Consider the following 21,124-nt stretch of genomic DNA (forward strand, 5'->3'; position numbering starts at 1 on the left):
GCGGTGAGTAGAGCTTCACGACCCGATATAACTGGTCTTGACCACGGTGTAGAACTCCTGCGCATAGCGGCCCTGTTCGCGCGAGCCATAGGACGAACCTTTGCGCCCGCCAAACGGCACATGGTAATCAACGCCCGCCGTGGGCAGGTTGACCATCACCATCCCGGCCTGGGAGTGGCGCTTGAAGTGGTTGGCATATTTGAGCGAGGTCGTGGCAATACCCGCCGACAAGCCAAACTCGGTGTCATTGGCCATCGCCAGCGCTGCTTCGTAGTCCGCAACCTTGATGATATTGGCCACCGGGCCGAACACTTCTTCGCGGCTGATGCGCATGTTGGCCGTGCTGTCGGCAAACAGGGCCGGGGCCAGGAAGTACCCCTCGGTGTCACACGTCACCAGGCTGCCACCCGCGACCAGGCGCGCACCTTCGTTGCGGGCGATGTCGATGTATCCCAAATCCTGTTCGAGCTGGGCGCGGGACACCACCGGGCCGATATCAACCCCGGCCTGCAAGGCATGCCCGACCTTGATCGAGCGCATGCGCTCGGCCATTGCCTCGACGAATGTGTCGTGGATGCCCGCCGTGACAATCAGGCGGCTGGAGGCGGTGCAACGCTGGCCGGTGGAGTAAAACGCACTCTGCACCGCCAGTTCGACCGCTTGCTTGAGGTCGGCATCGTCGAGGATGACCTGCGGGTTTTTGCCGCCCATCTCCAACTGCACCTTGGCCTGACGCGACACACAACTGATGGCGATCTGGCGACCAACGCCCACTGAGCCTGTAAAACTTACGCCGTCCACTTTCGGGCTGTGGACGATCGCGTCGCCAACTACGCGACCGCTGCCCATTACCAGGTTGAACACGCCAGCCGGGAAACCGGCGCGGGAGATGATCTCGGCCAGTGCCCAGGCGCAACCCGGCACCAGATCAGCTGGCTTGAACACCACGCAGTTGCCATAGGCCAGGGCCGGGGCGATCTTCCAGGCGGGGATGGCGATGGGGAAGTTCCAGGGGGTGATCAGGCCCACCACGCCCAGGGCTTCGCGGGTCACTTCTACATGCACGCCCGGGCGCACCGAGGGCAGGTAGTCACCTGACAGGCGCAGGCATTCCCCGGCGAAAAACTTGAAGATATTACCGGCGCGGCTCACTTCGCCGATGGCCTCGGGCAGGGGCTTGCCTTCTTCGCGGGCCAGCAGGGTGCCCAGCTCTTGCTTGCGGGCGAGGATTTCGCTGCCGACCTGGTCCAGCGCATCGCTGCGGGCCTGGATACCGGAGGTCGACCACGCGGGGAACGCGGCCCGCGCCGCCTCAATGGCGGTCTGGACCTGGGCGGCATCGGCCTGGGCGTATTCGCCGATCACATCGCTCAGGTCGGACGGGTTGATATTGGCGCTGTATGCCGTGGCGGCGACCCACTCGCCCCCGATGTAATGGTTATGGCGCTTTGGATCAGTCATGGCGTTTCTCCGCTCGGGGGATGGCAGGGATTGTTATTAGTTATCTGTCATCGTACAACTATGGAGAAAAATATGCAGCGATGCAACGCCCATCAGTCTGCAGGCAGCAGCAATCGGCCCAGCACGGGCAGGTGGTCGGAAATGGTCTGGGTGTCTTCCTGGCGCACATAGCCTTCAATGCGTTGCAGCTTGGGGCTGTGGAACAGGTAGTCGAGGGTGCGGTCGGGCTCGTCGGCGTCGGGGCGGTTGGGCAAATGGGTCAGCCACAGTTCGCGGTCGATACCGGTGGCTTCAGGGTTGCTGGGGATCATCGGGTACTTTTCCCAGAGTAGGTGCAACTCGCTGTCTTGCGAGTAGCCCTGGCGCAATGGTGCGGGCAGGCGCAGGTACTGGCCGATGGGCAGCAGGTTGAAATCCCCGCCGATCAACCACGGCGTGCCCTGGCTTTCGAGCTTGTCGGCCAGTGTGGCGACGGTCTGCATTTGCAGGCTCAGGTTGCTGTTGTCGGCGGAGGGCGCATCCAGCTGGGTGTTGATCGCTGCCAGTTGCCCGCCATCATTGAGTGGCAGGTAGTTGACCAGCAGTGCAGGCCTGGGCTGGAACTGGCGGCTGATGATGTTGGCCGCGGCCACGGGCAATTGCAGACGCTCGGCGTGTTCGATCTGGAAGCGGCTGAGGGTGACCAGAGAACGCCCGACACTGCCGAAAATATGCCAGTCGGGCACAAAGTCGGCCTTCCAGGTAAAGGCCTGGGTGCTGCAGGGGTAAAGGTCGACCAGACGCTCTTGCAGCAGGGCCAGCTGGTTCTGGTAAGCGCTGGCCTTGGCGTTGTCATCGACTTCCTGCAGCAGCACCAGGTCCGGGCGCTCATCACGGATGACCCGCGCCACTTCATCCAGGCTGAAGGCCATGTCTTCCAAAGTGGGGCGGGTATCAGGGCCACTGCCGTCGGCCAGGTTGTACCAGAACACGTAACGCTTGCCGGCCAGGTACTGAATGTTCCATGTCATCACCTTGAGCGCTTGGCCGGGCACCAGCACGGGGGCCGTGATCGGGCAAGTGAAGGCCAGCACCTCCCGGGCATCGGGTCGCCATGTGACGCTAAAAATCAGGCAAGCCAGCAATGCTGAAATCAGCAGCAAACCAGATACGGTGCGGCGCAAGAAACGTGGCATGGGCTCGGCTTATGATGTTACAGGGAGTAGTCGAACATACCCGACGGCAGTGCGACACTCCAAGACTCTTGTTGTAGGAGCACTTCGTTTTTATTGGTCGGACTTGTCGCTGATTAACATGAATAGGCGGAATAGGACTACAGAGACAAATAACTGCAAAAAGCTGTTGGCACTGTCGAGTACCAGTGAGAGCAGGGTGTTGTCGTCTTTGGAGAACAGCGAATAACTGAACTCCTTGAGCAGCATCAACGGCCCCAGCACGGCCAGGATGCAAACAAAAATCCGCCAGAAATGCCCACGGCTCAGGCTGAAGCTCGACTTCATGGCCGCCAGTGGCGCTTCACCGCGCAATACCAGGCGGTACTCGGAGAAGGCCAGTACCACGGTGAGGAAAATACCCGGAATAAAAAACATCGACAGCCCCAACACGATCAGCAACGTGCTGATCGCCGAGAGCAGGGCGAACCTGGGCCACAGATTCACAGCTTGCGCCAGCAGCTCGCGGTTGCGCGGGCTTTCACCGCGGCTGCGGGCATCCAGAAACAGGATCAGGGCCGCGGTGTACAGCGGATACACCAACAGGCCGACGATCAGGCCAAACCCGGCGGACGCATCGGGGCCTACGGCATCGTCAACGATGCGCTGCAATATGGCTTCAACAATGACCAGCGGCAGGCACAGCGTCACGATCTGGCTCAGATTGCGCTGGAAGAAATACAGGGAGTCGCGAAGAACAGTCAGCGGATTCATTGGCAGTTGTCAGCAGTCAAGAGCGGTGCGTCACTTTACCCGATGAACCCCCTGAATGAACAAACGTTCATGCAGGCTATTTGCCGTTGAAACTTCCTGTAATGCCCCAATAACGGTTTTTGAGCTTCTGCGTAGTGCAAGGGGCAGGTTTTTATCTGCAATCGAACGAGGTTGTCATGAACAGCGAAGAGCAAACCCTGATTGACGGGTTGTTTACACGGTTGCAGCAAGCAGAGGCAGGTTCTGCTCCGCGCGATGCCCAGGCGCAGGCGCGCATCAATGAGCATCTGGCGCGCCAGCCGGCGGCTACGTACTACATGGCTCAGGCACTGCTGGTGCAGGAGGCCGCGCTCAAACAGCTCGACCAGCAGAACAGGCAATTGCAGGCCGAACTGGCCCAGGCCAAGGCCGCCCCGGCCGCAGCGCCCACAGGCGGCAGCTTTTTATCCGGTTTGTTTGGTGGCGGTGCTTCTGCGCCTGCCCAGGCCCCTGCTGCTGCACCCAGCCCACCGCCAGGCAGTGGTGGCTGGCGTGATGGCCCTGCGGCCCCTGCGCAAGCGGCTCCGGCTCCTCAAGCGGCGCCTGCGGCCCCGGCAATGGGCGGCGGCTTTCTTGGCGGTGCCCTCAAGACGGCGGCGGGGGTGGCGGGTGGCTTGATGCTGGCGCAGGGCATCAGCAGCCTGTTCCACCACAATCAGCAACCGCAGGTGATTGAAGAAATCATCGAACAGCCAACCCCTGCCAGCGACAGTGGCTGGGGCAGTGGCAACCAGCAATACGCCAACAGCGGCTCGGGCATTGAAGACGTCGGTCTGGACGATGACGGCTTCTTTTCTGACGACGACTCCTACGTTTGATCCCCTCGCCCGGCGCGTGATTGCACGCCGGGCGGTTTATCCGCGCAAACCCCCGGCAGGCTGGCATACTGCAACCTTGTTTTCAGTCGCCTGCCCGCTGCCCGGGCGCCATGAGGTTTGCCGGTGAAAAAAATTGCGGTCTTCGCGGATGTGCAGAACCTCTACTACACGGTTCGCCAGGCCTATGGCTGCCATTTCAATTACGCCGCCCTGTGGGCTGATATCAGCCAGCGCGGCGAAATTGTCGAGGCCTATGCCTATGCGATTGACCGGGGTGACAGCAAGCAGCAGCAGTTTCAGCAGATCCTGCGCAACCTCGGTTTTATCGTAAAACTCAAACCTTATATCCAGCGCAGCGATGGCTCGGCCAAGGGCGACTGGGACGTGGGTATCACCATCGACATCATGGACTCGGCGGCGAATGTCGACGAAGTGGTGCTGGCCTCGGGCGACGGTGATTTCGACCTGCTGCTGGAGCGCATTGCCAGCAAGCACGGCGTCGAAACCGTGGCCTACGGCGTGCCCGGCCTGACCGCCAACTCACTGATTCGCGCGGCCAGCCGCTATGTGCCGATTGAAGGCAATTTGTTGCTCAAGTAACCCACTTTTTACAGGATTGACCAGGTTTGGAACGCATCGCGGTAATTGACTTTGAAACCACCGGCATCTCCCCGAGCAGCAGTTGCCGGGCCACTGAAATTGCCGTGGTGATTCTGGAGCGCGGGCGCATCGTCGAGCGTTACCAGAGCCTGATGAATGCCGGTGTGCGGGTGCCGGGGTTTATCGAGCAGTTGACCGGTATCAGCAACGCCATGTTGCGCACTGCACCGTCGGCCGAGCAGGTGATGAACGAGGTCAACGAGTTCGTCGGTATCACACCGTTGCTGGCGCACAATGCCGCGTTTGACCAAAAGTTCTGGGATTTCGAAATGGGCCGCATCAAGCGCACCCGTTTGCAGAATTTCGCCTGCTCCTTGCTGCTGGCGCGACGCCTGATGCCGGCGGCGCCCAACCACAAGCTGGGCACCCTGACCACTTTTGCCGATTTGCCGCATACCGGCCAGGCTCACCGGGCCATGGCCGATGCCGAGATGGCGGCCAACCTGACGGCGTATCTGGCTGAGCAGTTGCGCCAGAAGCATGGGTTGAAAGAGCTCAATCACGACCTGCTGTGTGGTTTGCAAAAAGTCCCGGCCGCGAAGATCAACGAGCATCTCAAGCGTTATCGCGGGTTTTAAAAGCATCGCGACGCGGTTGCGAGGACAAGAAATCGTGTAGCAGCTGCCGAAGGAACGAGGCTGCGTCCGAGTGCGTAGCGCTCGCAAACCTAGACCATCAGGTCTGCCTGACACTCGGGCGAACCTGATTTCACGACGGCTCTGCCGCCGGACGCAGCCTCGTTCCTTCGGCAGCTGCTACGAGGGGTTGTGTTCCTTGCCTGCAATCTGGACAGTGTTTTTCGGTTCCGTTAAAAGTGTACGGCCCCTTTTGGTGCATTCTGTTACTTATTATTTCCCGGCGCCCTGTCTAAACTCTCCAGTCCCCTGCCTCTGCCCTTGAGCTGCCTTCATGCCTGCCGCACGTCGTTTTCCGCTACAACTGATCGGTGCTTTTTTTGCCCTGTACATCATCTGGGGCTCGACTTATCTGGCCATCCGCATTGGCATTGAGTCCTGGCCGCCGTTGATGATGGCTGGCGTGCGGTTTCTGATTGCAGGCAGCTTGATGTACGGCTTTATGCGCTGGCGCGGTGCCCCGGCACCCACCGGCGTACAGTGGCGTTCGGCGGCCATGATCGGCTTTCTGTTGCTCGCGTGCGGCAACGGCGGCGTAACCCTGGCCGAACACTCGGGCGTGGCCTCTGGCGTCGCCGCCCTGGCCGTAGCCACTGTGCCGTTGTTCACCCTGCTGTTCGGCTACTTCTGGGGCAACCGCAACACCCGCCTGGAATGGGCCGGGATTGTCCTGGGGCTGATCGGCATTGGCATGCTCAACCTGGGGTCCAACCTGCAGGCCAGCCCGATGGGCGCGGCGATGGTAATTTTTGCCGCCGCGGCCTGGGCCTTTGGCTCGGTATGGAGCCGTCACTTGCCGCTTCCGGCCGGGCCAATGGCCAGTGCTGCGGAAATGCTCACGGCGGGCGCCGTGTTGCTGGCGGGCAGCCTGCTCAGTGGCGAACGCATGACCCAAATGCCCACCGCCGCCGGCTGGGGCGCGTTGCTGTATCTGGTGTTCTTCGGCTCGATCATCGCCTTCAGCGCCTATATGTACCTGCTTAAAAACGTGCGTCCTGCTGCGGCCACCAGCTATGCCTACGTCAACCCGGCCGTGGCGGTCATGCTGGGGATTGCCTTTGCGGGCGAGAGCATCGGTTTTGAGGAGTGCCTGGCTATGGCGGTCATCATCAGTGCCGTGGTGTTGATCGGTTTGCCGCAGTGGCGCAAGCAGAAACCGGCCTGAATTAGGGTAAACTGCGCGCCATTGCAACTTATGCACCCACGCGCTGACCTTTTTCGACGGTATCCCCATGACATTCGCCACCCTTGGCCTGATCGAACCCTTGCTGCGCGCCCTTGAGACGCTCGGCTACAAGACCCCAACCCCGGTTCAGGCCCAAGCGATTCCCGCAGTACTGGCTGGTCGCGACCTGATGGCTGCGGCCCAGACCGGTACCGGCAAAACCGGCGGTTTCGCCCTGCCGTTGTTGCAGTCGCTGACGATGGAAGGCCCGAAAGTGGCCAGCAACTCGGTGCGCGCACTGGTGCTGGTGCCCACCCGTGAGCTGGCCGAACAGGTTCACGAGAGCATCCGCCAGTACGCCGAACACCTGCCGTTGAGCACCTACGCGGTATACGGCGGTGTCAGCATCAACCCGCAAATGATGAAGATGCGCAAAGGTGTTGATGTGCTGGTGGCCACCCCGGGCCGTCTGCTGGACCTGTACCGCCAGAAGGCGATCAAGTTCAACCAACTGCAAACCCTGATCCTCGACGAAGCCGACCGCATGCTCGATCTGGGCTTCAGCGAAGAACTGCGCGACATCTACCGTGCCTTGCCGAAAAAGCGCCAGACCCTGCTGTTCTCGGCGACCTTCTCGGACGCGATCCGCCTGTTGGCCGAGCAGATGCTCGACAACCCGCTGAGCATCGAAGTCAGCCCGCGCAACGTGGCCGCCAGCAGCGTCAAGCAGTGGGTCATCCCGGTCGACAAAAAACGCAAGGCCGAGCTGTTCCTGCACTTGCTGCGCACTCAGCACTGGAAGCAGGTGCTGGTGTTCGCCAAAACCCGCAACGGTGTCGATGAACTGGTAGGCAAGCTGCAAGCCTTGGGGGTCAACGCTGACGGTATTCATGGCGACAAGCCACAGGCCACGCGCCAACGGGCGCTGGACCGTTTCAAGGCCAGCGAAGTGCAGATCCTGGTGGCTACCGATGTGGCCGCCCGTGGCCTGGACATCGAAGACCTGCCGCTGGTGGTCAACTTCGACCTGCCGATCGTGGCTGAAGACTACATTCACCGTATCGGTCGCACCGGTCGTGCCGGTCAGAAGGGCGAAGCCATTTCGCTGGTCTGTGCTGATGAAGTGAATATGCTGTCGGCGATCGAGATGTTGACGCGCCAGACACTACCGCGCCACGAAGAGCAGGATTTCGAACCTGAGCACCGCGTGCCCGAGACCGATGCGTCGGGTCAAGTGATCAAAAAGCCGAAGAAGCCGAAAAAACCGAAAACCTCGGGCGGTGGCGGCAAGCGTAACCTGGGCAAGTGGGTCGATAGCGGCGAAGCGGCCCCAGCCGAACCGTCGGTCAAGCCGGTGCGTAAAGTGCCGGTATTCAACACCGGCCCGCGCAAGCGCAAGCCGTAAACACTCGGCACCTGTGGGAGCGGGCTTGCTCGCGATGGCATCCATGCGGTGGGTCAGCCAGACAGCGTTGCCTGCATCGCGAGCAAGCCCGCTCCCACAGGTTGATCAGCGTGGCGCCTGCAACCAGCTTAAAACCCCCAACCCGGCAGCCCGGCCACTGGCAAAACAGCCTGTGAGCAGGTAGCCGCCGGTGGGGGCTTCCCAGTCCAGCATCTCGCCCGCACAAAATACCCCCGGCAATGCTTTGAGCATCAGGTTTTCATCCACAGCCTCAAACCGCACGCCACCGGCGCTGCTGATGGCTTCGTCCAACGGGCGGGCTTTTATCAGCTGCAAAGGCAACGCCTTGATGGCCCTGGCCAGTTGCGCCGGGTCGTTGAAGCATTCAGCGGGTGCCAATTCGCGCAACAGCGCCGCCTTTACCCCGTCAATCCCCAACTGGCTGTGCAAGTGTTTGCTCATCGAGCGTGAGCCGCGGGGCTTGGCCAATGCGGCCGCCACTTTATCCACAGGCTTGCCCGGTAACAGGTCGATCAGGATGGTCGCTTTGCCGTGTTGGTTGATCGCCTCGCGAATCGGCGCCGACCAGGCGTAAATCAAACTCCCCTCAATGCCGCTGGCGGTGATCACGCATTCGCCCAAGCGCGGTGTGCCGTGCTCCAGGGCAATGGCGATGTTTTTTAGCGGGGCCCCGGCGAATTTGCTGCGCAGCACCTCGCTCCAGCCCGTTACATCAAACCCGCAGTTACTCGGCTGTAACGGTGCCAGCTCAACGCCGCGCTCGGCCAGCAACGGCATCCAGGCACCGTCCGAGCCCAGACGCGTCCAACTGCCACCGCCCAGGGCCAGCAGCACCGCGTCGGGGTTGAGCTGCTTTTGGCCATCGGGACTGTCCACCAGCAACTGGCCATCGGCCTGCCAGCCCAGCCAGCGATGGCGGGTGTGGATAACTACACCGGACTCGCGTAAACGCTTGAGCCAGGCACGCAGCAGCGGCGCGGCTTTCATATCGGTGGGGAACACCCGGCCGGAGCTGCCGACAAAGGTTTCGATACCCAACTCATGAATCCACTGGCACAACGCATCGGCATCGAAGGCGCGCAGCAACGGGGCCATCTGCGGTGCGCGTTCGGCGTAGCGCGACAGGAAGGCCGGGTAGGCTTCGGAATGGGTGATATTCATGCCGCCGACCCCGGCCAGCAAAAACTTGCGGCCCACCGACGGCATGCCATCGTAGAGATCGACCTTCACCCCGGCCTGACTCAACACTTCGGCGGCCATCAAGCCAGCGGGGCCACCGCCAATAATGGCGACGTGACGGGAAGGGAGCGGGGTGGGTTCAGTCATGGCAAGGCTGCAAATCGGCGAAATAGGTCGGGCATTCTACCTGACTGGGCCGCATCTGCCCTTTGTGGGAGCGGGCTTGCTCGCGATGCAGGCGCTGCGGTGTGTCAGGCAAACCCTGGAGAGGCCATCGCGAGCAAGCCCGCTCCCACAGCTTTCATAACTGTACGAAAAGTATACAGCCCTCTGAGAGCTATACTACCTGTGGCCTGCAGGCGCTTTCACTCAGGTTATCCACAGGCAGTTCCACAGGCATTGTGGGTAAAAATCACAGCTTAGTGACACCCCGATGACAGCCAGACCTTCTGTGCACTGTGATGCAATATCCCGTGGCGACGCGCCAGGGCCTTGCGGTCCTTGCTGTAACCGCCGCCAATCACTCCGACCACCGGTATGTCGCGGCCCAGGCAGTGGCGCATCACGCTCTCGTCACGGGCGGCCACGCCTGCGTCGGTGAGCTTCAAATAACCCAGCGCATCGTCTTTGTGCACATCGACCCCGGCGTCGTACAGCACCAGATCTGGTTGATACAACGGCAGCAGGTAATTGAGCGCCTCGTCCACCACTTGCAAATATTCGCCATCGCCCATACCCATAGGCAGGCCGATATCCCAGTCACTTTGCGCCTTGCGCGCCGGAAAATTCTTTTCGCAGTGCAGGGAAACGGTAATGGCATCCGGCGTATGTTCAAGAATTCGTGCAGTACCGTCGCCCTGATGCACATCGCAGTCAAAAATCAGCACGCGGTTTACCCGGCCGCTTTCCAGCATATAGCGGCTGATGATCGCCAGATCGTTGAAGATACAAAACCCTGCGGGGTGATCGTAGTGCGCGTGGTGGGTGCCGCCCGCGAGATGGCAGGCCAGGCCGTGTTCCAGCGCCTGCTCGGCGGCCAGCAGCGAGCCGCCTACGGCCCGCACGGTGCGCCGTGCCAGCGCCTCGCTCCAGGGCAGGCCCAGCCGGCGCTGATCTTCGCGGGCCAGTTCGCCGGCCATGTAGCGTTCGATATAGGCCGGGTCATGGGCCAGCGCGAGGATATCCACAGGGCACAGCTCGGGGCGCAGCAACCGGGCATCCTGGGTCAGCCCGGACTCGACCAGGTGGTCACGCAGCAGCCGGAACTTGTCCATCGGAAATCGGTGATCCGCCGGGAACTCTGGGCTGTAGTCATCGTGGTAAATCAGCGGTACAGGCATAGGGATTTTCGCGTCGTAACGAGCGCTGGATATTAACAGCGCTGTACACTGCTGACATACGCAAAGCCCGGTAACAAATCGGAGAGAACCGATGGAGCAGATCAAAGAACTCGAAAGTGCCCGTTTGCACTTGCGCCCCTGGCGTGACACAGACTTGCCCGAGTTCGCTGCCATGTGCGCCGACCCCCAGGTGATGCGCTATTTTCCCGCGCCCCTGAGCCGCCTCGAAAGCGCCGCGCTAATTGGCCGGATTCGTGGTCACTTTGCCGAATATGGCTACGGGGTGTGGGCACTGGAGCGCAAGGATACCGGTGCCTTTATCGGTTTTACCGGGCTGATGAATGTCACGTTCGAGGCGCCGTTTACCCCGGCCGTTGAAATTGCCTGGCGCCTCGCGCCTGAGCATTGGGGCCTGGGGTACGCCAGTGAGGCGGCCTGGGCAGCGCTGCGTTGTGCCTTTGATCGCCTGGCGCTGGATCAGGTGGTGTCGTTTACCAGCCGACTGAACCTGCCCTCGCAGAAAGTCATGCAGGCCATTGGCATGCAGCACGATGTGGACGGTGATTTTGACCATCCCTTACTGGGCGTGGATGACCCGCTCAGGCCCCATGTGCTGTACCGCATTACGCGGGCACAGTGGCTGGAAACCCTGCACGGCTAGGCGTGTGTTTAACGGCGCAAGCCAAAAATTTTGACCTGCGTAACGAAGATTACGACGGTAATGCTCTGTGTGAGGAGAATCTGAATGAGCCAAGTGTTGGATGATCTGGTCAATTTGCTGACCCTGGAACCGATCGAAGAGAACCTCTTTCGCGGCAGCAGTCAGGACTTGGGCTTTCGCCAGTTATTCGGCGGTCAGGTGCTCGGTCAATCGCTGTCGGCCATGAGCCAGACGGTAGAAGACGCCCGCCATGTGCATTCCATGCACGGCTATTTTTTGCGCCCGGGCGATGCCAGCTTGCCGGTGGTGTACCAGGTCGACCGCGTGCGGGACGGCGGTAGCTTCAGCACGCGGCGGGTAACCGCAATCCAGAAGGGTCAGCCGATTTTTACCAGCAGCGCTTCGTTTCAGTACGACGAAGGCGGTTTTGAACATCAGACGACCATGCCTGACGTTGTAGGCCCTGAGAATCTGCCTTCGGAACTGGACATGATCCGCCAGCGTGCGCACCTGATCCCCGAGTCGATGCGGGAAAAACTGCTCTGCGCCAAGCCCATCGAGTTTCGTCCGGTAATAGGCGAAGACCCGTTCAACCCCAAGGTCACTGACCCGATCAAATATGTGTGGTTTCGTGCCGATGGCAGCTTGCCTGACACCCCGGCGCTGCATAAATACCTGCTGGCCTATGCCTCGGACTTTGGCTTGCTGACCACCTCGTTGCTGCCCCACGGCAAAGGCGTATGGCAAAAGGACATGCAGGTCGCCAGCCTGGACCATGCACTGTGGTTCCATGCCGACCTGCGTGCCGATGACTGGCTGCTCTATGCGATGGACAGCCCGTGGGCAGGCAACTCGCGCGGGTTCTCCCGGGGCAGCGTGTACAACCGTGCTGGCCAGCTGGTTGCGTCCGTCACGCAGGAAGGTTTGATTCGCCACCGCAAGGACTGGGCATGACACTCAAGGACGTCAAGCATTGGGTTTTCGACATGGACGGCACCCTCACCGTCGCCGTGCATGACTTTGCCCTGATCCGCCGTGAGCTGGAAATCCCGGCAGATGCCGACATCCTCACCCACCTCAATGGCTTGCCTGCCGAGGTGGCGGCGGCCAAGCATGCCTGGCTGCTGGAGCATGAACGCGAACTGGCGCAGGCCTCCACGGCCGCGCCGGGTGCCGTTGAGCTGGTGCGCGACCTGGCGGCACGAGGCTGTCGCCTGGGCATCCTGACCCGCAATGCCCAGGAACTGGCGCATATCACCCTCAAGGCCATCGGCCTGGGCGAGTGCTTTGCCCCCGAGGATGTACTGGGCCGTGACAACGCGGCGCACAAGCCCGACCCGGACGGCCTGCTGCAACTGGCTCGGGCCTGGGACGTGGCGGCGGCGAAGATGGTGATGGTGGGGGACTACTACTTTGACCTGGCCTGTGGCCGCGCCGCCGGCAGCCAGACCGTACTGGTCAACGTACCTGAAAACCCGTGGCCGGAGCTGACCGACTGGCACGCCAAAGACTGCTACGAGCTGCGGCAGTTGCTCGGTTAACGAAACACGTGTAGCAGCTGCCGAAGGAACGAAGCCGTCGTAAATCCAGGCCGCGCGGTGAGTCAGTTAAACCGTGCACTCAAACTTCACGATCGCTTTGCAATCGAACGCAGCCTCGTTCCTTCGGCAGCTGCTACACAGGGTGCTCTTACTCGCCAAACAGCGCCTTCTGCCCCTCAGGCGAAGTAAACATCTGCTCGCCGTTGTGCCCGATCCCGGGCACCTCAACCAGTCGCTGGTTAAGCCCCTGCGGATGGCGCTGGGTCAAATACTCAAAGTAGTTCTTGCCCCGTTCCAGCCTGAACGCCCCCTGTGCCTCGGCCTCACAACTTTTATCCAGCGCCGGGTGATTGGGGTCGATGTCCTTGGCACCTAACAGATAAGTGATGTCACGCTCGACATACGCCTGCTCCAACTGTCGATGCTTTTGCCCTTCAGCGTAGGCAGGTAGCTCCTTAAGCCCGTATTTCCAGGTGTTGAAGCCCGGGCAGTTCGCTGCATCAAATGTCGGAATCGGCCGCTGTGCATTGAAGTAGGCATAAGACGAAGGGTTGGCGATCACATAGCGCACCTTGATCCCGTCTGCCTGCAAGGCCTTGTCGGCTTGAGTGGTGAGGGCATAGCGCTGCACCACCTGGGCGCCCCCGGAGTGCCCGGCAATCACCACCTCGCGCAAGGCCGGGAAGCGCTTGCGGTCATCGAGTCGCTCAAGGATTTTATCCAGTGCTGCGTAGGAACTTAGCGGCGCCGGGCTCAGCGCCGGAGCACCCGCCATCCAGTCATTGGCGTGCCAGCGCAATACGGCGTCGGGCAGGGCGTGGCGCGAGCCATCCGTGTCATTGAGAAACTGTGGCGCGACGATCAGGGTTGTGGATAACTGCCCGGCCTGGATCGCAGCCTGCTCGGCGCTGTGCAGATAGGTCTGGGCATTGCGCAGGCGGCCATGAATCACAATCAATGCGCGCTGCACCTGCGGCAGTGGTTGTTGCCATTGCTGACTGACCCCGACACTCAACTCACCGGGGCCGATGGTCAGATGATCGGGGCTCAGTTCTTTAACCCCGTGCCCGGCTGCTTGAGCGGCCGAGCACGTCAGCAACAGGCCCAGGATCGGCGCAAGTGGACGTGTCGCCATTTACAGTTTCGCTGCCGAGAAGGTGTCGCACTGATTGATATTGCCCTGGGCAAAGCCGGTCTTGAACCACTTGACCCGTTGCGCAGAAGTGCCGTGGGTAAAGGAGTCCGGCACCACGCGGCCCTGACTCTGTTGCTGCAAGCGATCATCGCCAATGGCGTTGGCGGCGGCCAGCGCCTTGTCGATATCACCCGGTTCCAGCCAGTTCAAACGTTTTTGTGCATGGTAGGCCCACACTCCGGCCAGGCAGTCAGCTTGCAACTCCTGACGCACCAGCAAACCGCCGGCGCCTTCCATGCGTTGGCCTTGCTGACGGGCCATCTGCATTTTCGACGAGATACCCAGCAGGGTCTGCACATGATGGCCAACTTCGTGGGCAATCACATAGGCCTGGGCAAAATCCCCCCCGGCCTTGAAGCGCTGGGCCATTTCCTGGAAGAAGCTCATATCCAGATAAACCTTCTGGTCGGCCGGGCAATAAAACGGTCCGCTGGCCGACGATGCAAAGCCGCAGGCCGAATTGATCTGGCCGCGAAACAACACCAGGGTCGGATCCTTATAGGTGCGCCCGGCTTGTTGAAAAATCTGACGCCAGGTGTCTTCCGTATCGCCCAGCACTGCGCGCACAAAATCAGCTTGCTCATCATTGGCAGCGGGTGCGCGCCCGGCTTGCTGAGTGACCTGGGGCGAGGATTGGCCGGTGAACTCGCCGCTTAACTGGCCGAGAATCTGCATCGGGTCCTGCCCGGTTAACAAGCCGAAGCCGACAATCAGCACCACAGCCATCAGGCTCAGGCCCTTGCCGCCGCCAATCCGCATTCCGCCGCCACCGCCAGTGCTTTGATCGCGGACGTCTTCGACGTTATCGCTACGTCGGCCTTTTTTCCAAAGCATGGGGTAATCCTCTGATAAGTCATGGTCAAAAGTGTTGTTGCTGAGTCGAGGCTACGCCAGCCCGGCTGTCAGATGCTTATTAGGCGAGGGGTTGGAGTATGGCACTGAGAGGCAAGATTTACGTATGAAGGCTACAGCACATATCGGCTTTTTGTGGGCTGGGGCTGACTGACGGCGCAGGAGGTGGGTCGTAGTCTGTGCACCTCAACTTCTCATGTTTTATCGAGGTCGCAGTGAGCACAAACTCATCAACTACAGCAGAGCAGCCTCTCGCCGCCGGGTTTGATCCGGTGGTGCAAATGATCAAGAGAGCCCAACAAAATGCAGCTCTTGCTGTGAACACGCAGTTGATCGGGCTCTACTGGCATGTGGGTGCTTTTATCAGTCACAAGCTGGAGCGGGCTGAATGGGGAGATGCTGTAGTCGAGCAGCTGGCCAATCACATTGCCACCACCCAGCCGGGGCTACGAGGGTTCACTCGTCGAAACCTGTTCCGCATGCGCCAGTTTTATGAAACGTATAAAGAGGATGAAAACTTAGTGTCAGCGCTGCTGACACAAATGCCCTGGACTCATCATCTGATGCTCTTGAGCCAATGTAGATCACTGGCGGAACGAGAGTTTTACATGCGTAACGCGATTGCTCAAAAGTGGTCGAGTCGCGAGTTGAATCGTCAATTGGAGAGCGCATTGTTTGAGCGGATGGTCATTCGTCCGGCCAGACTTTCACCCGCATTGCAGGAACGTGTTGCAGGCGTGGCGGACGTATTCAAAGACGCTTATTACATTGAGTTCTTGCAGCTCTCCAAAGGTCACAGTGAGTCGGGGCTGCATCAAGGATTGCTCGGGCGGCTAAAGGAGTTTTTGACCGAGTTGGGTCATGATTTTTGCTTCGTAGGCTCAGAGTTCCCGTTGCAGGTAGGCGCCAGGGATTTTTCTATAGATCTGCTTCTGTTTCATCGTGGCTTGAACTGCCTGGTAGCCATTGAGTTAAAAGTGGGTCGCTTCGAACCCGAACACTTGGGCAAGCTCAACTTCTACCTCGAAGCCCTGGATCAGGGCCACCGCAAGGCTCACGAAAACCCGGCGATCGGTGTTTTACTGTGTGCCAGCAAAGACGATGAAGTGGTTGAATACGCGCTTAACCGCTCGCTGTCTCCCGCTTTGATCGCTGAGTATCAGACCAGGCTGCCGGACAAGAAGTTATTGCAAGCCAAGCTGCACGAGTTTTATCTGCAGAACGTTCCCGTTGATGATGCGTGACCCCGCCCCGGAGTTGTTAGCCCTGTGAATATCGATACCCGTATCAAGTACCGTCACCTCGTGTGCTTTCTGGAGATGGCGCGCCAGGGCAGTCTGGCGCGGGCGGCAGATGTGCTGGCGGTCAGCCAGCCGGCGATGTCGAAAACCCTCAAGGAGCTTGAGGCGCTGTTGACGGTCAGCCTGTTTGTGCGCAGTAAAAGCGGGGTCACCCTGACCGAGGCCGGGGTGGCGTTTCTGCGTTATGCAACGCCTTCGGTGCAGGCCTTGCGCGAGGGCGTGAATGCCCTGCGCGGCGGCGAATACGTGGGCGGCACAGTGCGGCTGGGGGTGTTGTCCACGGTCGAAAGCCTGCTGATACCCGAGTTGGTGCAGCGCCTGCACGCCCGGCATTCGTCGTTGGTGGTGAGCGTGGTGACCGGGCCTAGCGCCTATCTGTTATCGCAGTTGCGTGTAGGTGATGTGGATTTGGTAGTGGGGCGCATGACCGACAGCCCGGAAATTCAGGGTATGAATTTTGAACACCTCTACAGCGAATCCATGACCCTGGTGGTGCGCGCAAATCACCCCCTGACCCGGGGGGCACTGGACCGCAGCCAGCTGGAGCACTACCCGCTGGTTGTGCCGTTGGCCAACACCACCATTCGCGCCTTCGCCGACAGCCTGTTTGTGCAGTGCGGCATCAGCCAGTCCCGCCAGCGCCTGGAAACCCTGTCCATTACCCTCAGCCGACGTTATGTGCTGCGCAACGATGCGGTGTGGATCGCCCCGCTGGATGCCGTGCGCCTGGACCTGGCCAGTGGCGAGCTGCAAGAGATCGACCTGGGCCAGCGTGAGCCGGGCGGTTCGATCGGTATTTGCAGCAACGCCCATGTGCCCATGTCTGTGGCGGCCCAGGGCTGTGTCGAGGTGTTACGTGAATTGGGCCAGGCTTACGGCGAAGGTATTTATCCATAACCATTTGGTTATGTATTGGGTTGGGCTTTTCAGTAGTCGTTGCGCCCCTGTTGGTTAAAACTGGCTCTCAGCCTTTATAAAAACAACAGGAGATCGACATGTCTGATGCAGACAGCCGGCGCTTTATCATCCGTGACCGCAACTGGCACCCCAAAGCCCTGACCCCCGACTACAAGACCTCCATTGCCCGCTCCCCGCGCCAGGCGCTGGTGAGTATTCCGCAATCGGTCAGCGAAACCAGCGGGCCTGACTTTTCCCACTTGAAATTCGGCAAGTTCGACAACGACCTGCTGCTTAATTTCAACAATGGCGGTTTGCCGATAGGTGAGCGGATCATCCTGGCAGGTCGCGTACGCGATCAATACGGCAAGCCGATTCCTCATACTTTGGTGGAAATCTGGCAGGCCAACGCAGGCGGCCGCTATCGTCACAAGAACGACCGCTATCTGGCGCCGCTGGACCCAAACTTCGGCGGCGTGGGTCGAACCCTGACTGACAGTGAAGGTTATTACAGCTTTCGCACCGTCAAACCTGGGCCTTATCCTTGGCGCAACGGGCCTAATGACTGGCGCCCGGCGCATATCCACGTCTCCATCAGTGGCCCCTCGATTGCCACTCGCCTGATTACCCAGCTGTACTTCGAGGGTGATCCGATGATCCCCATGTGCCCGATCGTCAAATCGATTACCAACGCCGATGCCGTGCAGAGCCTGATTGCCCGGTTGGACATGGGTGCGGCCAATCCGATGGATTGTCTGGCTTATCGTTTTGACATTGTGCTGCGCGGTCAGCGTCAGACCCACTTCGAAAACTGCTGAGGAGCCCGTCATGCCTATCGAACTGCTACCGGAAACCCCATCGCAAACGGCCGGCCCCTATGTGCATATCGGCCTGGCGCTGGCTGCGGCCGGCAACCCGTCGCGCCCGGAAGAAGTCTGGAGCGAAATGGCCAAGCCCGATGCTGCGGGCGAGCATATTGTGCTGTTTGGCAACGTCTACGACGGTAATGGCCACCTGGTGCGCGACTCGTTTCTGGAACTGTGGCAAGCCGACCATAAAGGGGTCTATGACGAACATTTCGACTCAGAAAAACCCTTCAACAGCTTTGGCCGCACAGCGACCACCTTCGATGCGGGGGAGTGGACGCTGAACACCATCAAGCCGGGCGTGGTCCACAACGCAGCTGGCGTGCCGATGGCACCGCATATCAACGTGGCGCTGTTTGCCCGGGGTATCAACATCCATTTGCAAACGCGGCTGTACTTTAGCGATGAACCTGAAGCGAATGCAAAATGCCCGGTGCTCAACCTGATCGAGCAACCGCAACGGCGCGAAACCCTGATCGCCCAGCGCTGTGAGGTCGATGGCAAAACGGCCTACCGGTTTGATATCCGCATTCAGGGCGAAGGCGAGACGGTGTTTTTCGACTTTTAAGAACACCCAGCTCTAGTGGGAGCGGGCTTGCTCGCGATTGAGCCATCTCGGTCTGTTAGGTATTGCGAGGTGAGGCGATCGCGAGCAAGCCCGCTCCCACAGTTTGTTGGTGGCTCAGCCCCGCCCGCGTCTTTGCTGCCACGCCGCCGCCAACCCGCTGGCACAGATGATCGCAATACCGACACGACTGGCCAGGTCCGGTGTGTGGTCAAAAAGCAACCAGCCCAATATCCCCGAGAACACGATCTGGCAGTAGCTGAACGGCGCCAGCAATGCCGGTGCCGCCACGCGAAATGACTGGGTCAACAGCAAGTGTGCGGTCATGCCCAGGCTGCCCAATGCCAGCATTTGCAGGCCGTGGGTCAGGGTTGGCGTTTGCCAGAAAAACGGCACCAGCGCGCTCATCACCAATACGTTGAACAACCCGGCAAAAAAATTGCTGGTGGTGGGGCTGTCGTAGGCGCTGAGTTTGCGCGTGAGGATTTGATAACAGCTAAAGCACAGCGCCGCTGCCATCGGTAATAACACCGCAGGCGTAAACAGTTCGCCGCCCGGGTGGATGATGATCACCACCCCGATAAACCCGCACACCACGGCCAGCCATTGCCCCCGCGTCACCGTCTCGCCCAGCAACGGCCCGGACAAGGCTGCCACCAGCAGCGGTGCCAGAAAGTTGACCGCGGTATTTTCAGCCAGCGGGATAAACAGCAAGCCGTAAGTGAAAAACAGCCCCGAGCCCAGCAGGCAGATAGCCCGCAACACCTGAAGCAAAGGCCGTTTACTGCGCAATACACGCAAACCCGACTGTGGCAGAAAGATCCCCGCCATCAGTACGGTATGCACCAGGTAACGTGCCCACACCACCATCACCACCGGGTAAAAACCACTGAGGTACTTGGACAGCGCATCGTGGCTGGAGAACAGCGCTGTGGCTGTCACTATCAGCAAGATGCCCTTCAAGGGTTGGTTCACCCCTGAAAGGGGTGTGGGTAATGTCATCGAATACCTCGTTGTTCTATGCGTTAAACCTGTGGGATTTTTCGCGGTGCCATGAAGTACATCCACACTAACGCAATGAAGTACATCGCTGGAATCATGGTGAACAGCAAGGTGTAGTTATTGTTGGTGACGGTCAGCACATAGCCCACAAATTGGGTCATAAACATCCCGCCGATTGCGGCGCACATGCCGCCAAAGCCGAACACGGTGCCCATCATGTGCTTGGGCGTGTAGTCCATCACCATGCTCCATACGTTGGCCGTCCAGGCCTGGTGCGCACCCAGGGCCAGGGCAATGGCGCCCACGGCGACCCACAGCTGGCTGGAGCCAGCGGCCATGACCACGCCGATGATGCTGATGGCACACAACAGCATCGACACCAGGCGCGCCTTGACCGCCGCCATGCCGCGCTTGATCAGTACCGAAGACAGGATCCCGCCGCCCACGCTGCCAAAGTCGGCGGTGATGTAGATGATGATCAGCGGGATACCCATTTGCGTCACGCTGATGCCCAGATTGTATTGCTGGTTCAGGAACGGCGGCAGCCAGTACAGATAGAACCAGAACACCGGTGCTGTCATTGCGTAGGACAAAGCGAAGGCCCAGGTGCCGCGCATCTTGAGGATGGTGCCGAACGAGACGGTGGTTTGCTCAGGCTCTTTCTCTTGCTGGATGTAGTCCAGTTCTGCCTTGGTGACGGTCGGGTGATCTTCCGGGTTGTAGTACTTCAAACCCCAAAAGATCAGCCAGATACCGCCCAGTGCCGCCATGCACAAAAAGGCCGCCTGCCAGCCCCACACATGCAGTACCAGAGGCAACATCATCGGCGTGAACATGGCGCCCACGTTGGTGCCGGCGTTGAAGATGCCGCTGGCCACGGCGCGCTCGCTGGCCGGGAACCACAGGCGTGTGGTTTTTACGCAGGCCGGGTAATTGGCGGCTTCGGTGATGCCGAGGATAAAGCGGCAGATCATAAAGCCCACTGCCGAAGTGGCCAGGCCGTGCGCGCCGGTGGCCAGGCTCCAGAGCAATACGGCGCAGAAGAACACGCGCTTGACCCCGACCCGGTCGATCAGGCGGCCTTGCAGCACGAAGCCGATAGCGTAGCCCACCTGAAACCAGAAGTTGATGTTGGCGTAGTCCATCGCCGTCCAGCTCATTTCCTTGGCCAGGATCGGCTGCATCACGCCCAGGGCGGCGCGGTCGATAAAGTTGAGGGTGGTAGCGAAGAACACCAGTGCGAGCATGCCCCAACGGGTTTTGCCAGTCGCCAGGGTGCCGCGAATCTTGTCACCGATTCCTGCGCCTGGAGCGTGGGCAGAAGTGGTGCGTGCAGTCGGAGAAGGGACCATGGATGTTTACCCGTTTCTTGGAATTTTTATGTGGTGTTGCACAACAAGTGACGCAAGGAGTACGGGCTTGATGGTGGCGAGTGGACAAAAAGTCGTCAATTCAAGATAGGCCATATTGTTCGATAATCGCACGCAAAACTAACCGGTTGGTACAGATTGGTTGCTCAATAATAGGGCGCCCTTAATAATCAAGCCATTAAGAAATGCCGTCGCCTGCAGGCTGCGCCAATCCTGGGAGTTATAA

At 60.0% G+C, this 21,124-nt stretch carries 21 protein-coding genes; 12 read left to right on the forward strand and 9 right to left on the reverse strand.

Features of this window, described 5'->3' with window-relative positions; translation table 11 throughout:
• Positions 1 to 15: 15 nt before the first annotated feature.
• From BFC21_RS21835 to BFC21_RS21845, 3 genes are all read right to left on the reverse strand, one after another.
• The gene (locus tag BFC21_RS21835) at positions 16 to 1,461 is read right to left on the reverse strand and encodes an aldehyde dehydrogenase family protein (RefSeq protein WP_088378900.1); all 1,446 of its coding nucleotides are present in this window, start codon (positions 1,459 to 1,461) and stop codon (positions 16 to 18) included.
• A gap of 92 nt (positions 1,462 to 1,553) precedes the next feature.
• On the reverse strand, positions 1,554 to 2,636 hold the full coding sequence (locus BFC21_RS21840) for an endonuclease/exonuclease/phosphatase family protein (protein WP_095003824.1): 1,083 nt from the start codon (positions 2,634 to 2,636) through the stop codon (positions 1,554 to 1,556).
• A gap of 90 nt (positions 2,637 to 2,726) precedes the next feature.
• Positions 2,727 to 3,386 carry a YciC family protein gene (locus tag BFC21_RS21845; protein ID WP_120266477.1) on the reverse strand — a complete coding sequence of 220 codons (660 nt, stop codon included), beginning with the start codon at positions 3,384 to 3,386 and terminating at the stop codon, positions 2,727 to 2,729.
• 176 nt (positions 3,387 to 3,562) lie between these two features.
• Between BFC21_RS21845 and BFC21_RS21850 the strand changes: the two genes are divergently transcribed.
• The 5 genes from BFC21_RS21850 (at position 3,563) to BFC21_RS21870 (ending at position 8,108) form a co-directional block, all read left to right on the forward strand.
• Positions 3,563 to 4,243, forward strand: coding sequence for a DUF2076 domain-containing protein (locus BFC21_RS21850; protein ID WP_120266478.1), 681 nt, complete (start codon positions 3,563 to 3,565; stop codon positions 4,241 to 4,243).
• A 123-nt stretch (positions 4,244 to 4,366) separates the two neighbouring features.
• Entirely contained in the window at positions 4,367 to 4,843 is a 477-nt protein-coding gene (locus BFC21_RS21855; protein ID WP_016779328.1) for an NYN domain-containing protein, read from the forward strand.
• A gap of 26 nt (positions 4,844 to 4,869) precedes the next feature.
• The gene (locus BFC21_RS21860) at positions 4,870 to 5,481 is read left to right on the forward strand and encodes a PolC-type DNA polymerase III (protein ID WP_088378903.1); all 612 of its coding nucleotides are present in this window, start codon (positions 4,870 to 4,872) and stop codon (positions 5,479 to 5,481) included.
• 331 nt (positions 5,482 to 5,812) lie between these two features.
• The gene (gene yedA, locus BFC21_RS21865; RefSeq protein WP_095003821.1) at positions 5,813 to 6,703 is read left to right on the forward strand and encodes a drug/metabolite exporter YedA; all 891 of its coding nucleotides are present in this window, start codon (positions 5,813 to 5,815) and stop codon (positions 6,701 to 6,703) included.
• Positions 6,704 to 6,770: 67 nt separating this feature from the next.
• A complete protein-coding gene (locus BFC21_RS21870) occupies positions 6,771 to 8,108 on the forward strand; it encodes a DEAD/DEAH box helicase (protein WP_083369759.1) in 1,338 nt (445 codons plus the stop codon).
• A gap of 105 nt (positions 8,109 to 8,213) precedes the next feature.
• Here BFC21_RS21870 and BFC21_RS21880 read toward each other — a convergent pair whose 3' ends face one another.
• Together BFC21_RS21880 and BFC21_RS21890 are read right to left on the reverse strand one after the other, a co-directional pair.
• Positions 8,214 to 9,455, reverse strand: coding sequence for a TIGR03862 family flavoprotein (locus BFC21_RS21880; RefSeq protein WP_088378906.1), 1,242 nt, complete (start codon positions 9,453 to 9,455; stop codon positions 8,214 to 8,216).
• Between the two features lie 272 nt (positions 9,456 to 9,727).
• Complete coding sequence (locus BFC21_RS21890; RefSeq protein WP_088378907.1) at positions 9,728 to 10,648, reverse strand: histone deacetylase; 921 nt, start codon at positions 10,646 to 10,648, stop codon at positions 9,728 to 9,730.
• A 91-nt stretch (positions 10,649 to 10,739) separates the two neighbouring features.
• On the opposite strand from BFC21_RS21890, the gene BFC21_RS21895 reads away from it, so the two are divergent.
• The 3 genes from BFC21_RS21895 to BFC21_RS21905 all read left to right on the forward strand — a co-directional run bounded on the left by BFC21_RS21895 (position 10,740) and on the right by BFC21_RS21905 (position 12,850).
• The gene (locus BFC21_RS21895; RefSeq protein ID WP_120266479.1) at positions 10,740 to 11,309 is read left to right on the forward strand and encodes a GNAT family N-acetyltransferase; all 570 of its coding nucleotides are present in this window, start codon (positions 10,740 to 10,742) and stop codon (positions 11,307 to 11,309) included.
• Between the two features lie 84 nt (positions 11,310 to 11,393).
• On the forward strand, positions 11,394 to 12,263 hold the full coding sequence (gene tesB / locus BFC21_RS21900; RefSeq protein ID WP_088378909.1) for an acyl-CoA thioesterase II: 870 nt from the start codon (positions 11,394 to 11,396) through the stop codon (positions 12,261 to 12,263).
• The gene (locus BFC21_RS21905) at positions 12,260 to 12,850 is read left to right on the forward strand and encodes an HAD family hydrolase (protein ID WP_086795821.1); all 591 of its coding nucleotides are present in this window, start codon (positions 12,260 to 12,262) and stop codon (positions 12,848 to 12,850) included. The genes tesB and BFC21_RS21905 overlap by 4 nt, the downstream gene beginning before the upstream one ends.
• Before the next feature lie 148 nt (positions 12,851 to 12,998).
• Here BFC21_RS21905 and BFC21_RS21910 read toward each other — a convergent pair whose 3' ends face one another.
• Both BFC21_RS21910 and BFC21_RS21915 read right to left on the reverse strand, forming a co-directional pair.
• Positions 12,999 to 13,985 carry an alpha/beta hydrolase gene (locus tag BFC21_RS21910; RefSeq protein WP_120266480.1) on the reverse strand — a complete coding sequence of 329 codons (987 nt, stop codon included), beginning with the start codon at positions 13,983 to 13,985 and terminating at the stop codon, positions 12,999 to 13,001.
• Positions 13,986 to 14,879 (reverse strand): neutral zinc metallopeptidase, encoded by an 894-nt coding sequence (locus tag BFC21_RS21915; RefSeq protein WP_095003816.1) that lies wholly within the window; start codon positions 14,877 to 14,879, stop codon positions 13,986 to 13,988.
• A gap of 299 nt (positions 14,880 to 15,178) precedes the next feature.
• Between BFC21_RS21915 and BFC21_RS21920 the strand changes: the two genes are divergently transcribed.
• From BFC21_RS21920 to pcaG, 4 genes are all read left to right on the forward strand, one after another.
• Positions 15,179 to 16,141 carry a YhcG family protein gene (locus BFC21_RS21920; protein WP_095004035.1) on the forward strand — a complete coding sequence of 321 codons (963 nt, stop codon included), beginning with the start codon at positions 15,179 to 15,181 and terminating at the stop codon, positions 16,139 to 16,141.
• Between the two features lie 24 nt (positions 16,142 to 16,165).
• Positions 16,166 to 17,095, forward strand: coding sequence for a pca operon transcription factor PcaQ (gene pcaQ, locus BFC21_RS21925; RefSeq protein ID WP_088378911.1), 930 nt, complete (start codon positions 16,166 to 16,168; stop codon positions 17,093 to 17,095).
• A 98-nt stretch (positions 17,096 to 17,193) separates the two neighbouring features.
• Positions 17,194 to 17,913 carry a protocatechuate 3,4-dioxygenase subunit beta gene (gene pcaH / locus BFC21_RS21930; protein WP_016779340.1) on the forward strand — a complete coding sequence of 240 codons (720 nt, stop codon included), beginning with the start codon at positions 17,194 to 17,196 and terminating at the stop codon, positions 17,911 to 17,913.
• 10 nt (positions 17,914 to 17,923) lie between these two features.
• Positions 17,924 to 18,529 (forward strand): protocatechuate 3,4-dioxygenase subunit alpha, encoded by a 606-nt coding sequence (gene pcaG, locus BFC21_RS21935; protein ID WP_088378912.1) that lies wholly within the window; start codon positions 17,924 to 17,926, stop codon positions 18,527 to 18,529.
• Between the two features lie 114 nt (positions 18,530 to 18,643).
• Here pcaG and BFC21_RS21940 read toward each other — a convergent pair whose 3' ends face one another.
• Positions 18,644 to 19,528, reverse strand: coding sequence for a DMT family transporter (locus tag BFC21_RS21940; protein ID WP_095003814.1), 885 nt, complete (start codon positions 19,526 to 19,528; stop codon positions 18,644 to 18,646).
• Between the two features lie 23 nt (positions 19,529 to 19,551).
• Positions 19,552 to 20,880: an MFS transporter gene (locus BFC21_RS21945; protein WP_088378914.1), complete on the reverse strand. Its 1,329-nt coding sequence runs from the start codon at positions 20,878 to 20,880 to the stop codon at positions 19,552 to 19,554.
• Positions 20,881 to 21,124: the final 244 nt, after the last annotated feature.

Source organism: Pseudomonas sp. TMW 2.1634 (genome assembly GCF_001703595.1).
Taxonomy (GTDB): Bacteria; Pseudomonadota; Gammaproteobacteria; order Pseudomonadales; family Pseudomonadaceae; genus Aquipseudomonas; species Aquipseudomonas fragi.